General features: G+C 33.1%; 1 protein-coding gene and 1 pseudogene. One reads left to right on the top strand and one right to left on the bottom strand.

The window, feature by feature from the left end:
- Positions 1–283: 283 nt before the first annotated feature.
- Positions 284–442 carry a YtxH domain-containing protein gene (locus CRG87_RS07885; protein WP_101138738.1) on the top strand — a complete coding sequence of 53 codons (159 nt, stop codon included), beginning with the start codon at positions 284–286 and terminating at the stop codon, positions 440–442.
- A 70-nt stretch (positions 443–512) separates the two neighbouring features.
- Here CRG87_RS07885 and CRG87_RS08070 read toward each other — a convergent pair.
- Positions 513–834, bottom strand: a pseudogene (locus CRG87_RS08070) (esterase); the annotation flags it as partial.

The following is an 834-nucleotide window of genomic DNA, read 5'->3' as shown; positions in this document are numbered from 1 at the left end:
ACAGCTAATTGAAGGGTAATCATTGAGAAAAACCGTTCAGGTAGTCGTGGCACGATTAAATTGATGTTCTCTAAGCCCTATAATCGCTTTTCTAACTTAGATTATAGTCATGATCAACCGGGATAGTATTAAATAATATAAGCCATGGACTATTCATTAATAGCTCATGGCTTTTTTGTTAGCAAAAAATAAAGCTTATTGTGTGACTTTAAACAGCGAAGCTTGTACTATGAAGGTGTAAATAGTTAATTAGCAATAATTTTTTGTGAAAGGATCGATAATTATGGCTGACAAAGGTTTAAAAGATAAAGTTGCTGGTAAAGCTAAAGAACTTAAGGGCAAGATGCAACAAGCAGCAGGCGACGTTAAGGATAAGGCACAAGAAGCAACTGATAACGTCAAGGATAAAGTTGATGACGTTAAAGAAAATATGAAAAAATAACTGAATAAAAAAGATGACTGGAAGTTATTCACTTCCAGCCATCTTTTTGCGTTACACATGAAACAATTTGCTAACGCAGTTTCTTTTTTATTTCATCTGGTAATTCTAAATTAGGCTCATCTGAGTCATAAAATTCGTAGAATACAGGTGCTTTACTTGAATCATTACTTTTAGGATAAAGTTCATAATTACTAGTTAAAAGTGGCAGATTAACACTGTCTTTAAATGAATTCCAAATATTAGTAAAAATTTGGGTAATTAGTTTACGCTCTTCTGGTTCCAAAGTCATGAAAACGCGGCTAAGGCGATAAGTTCCAACCAATTTGTTATTGGTTAATTGGTGTAATTCTTCAATATCTGAGTTCTCAAATGCTTCAAACAGATCGGAAAAG

It is taken from the genome of Lactobacillus apis (genome assembly GCF_002837055.1).
Classification (GTDB): Bacteria; Bacillota; Bacilli; order Lactobacillales; family Lactobacillaceae; genus Lactobacillus; species Lactobacillus apis.
Note: the sequence above shows the minus strand (reverse complement) of the source record. Positions and strands in the feature narration are given on the sequence as shown.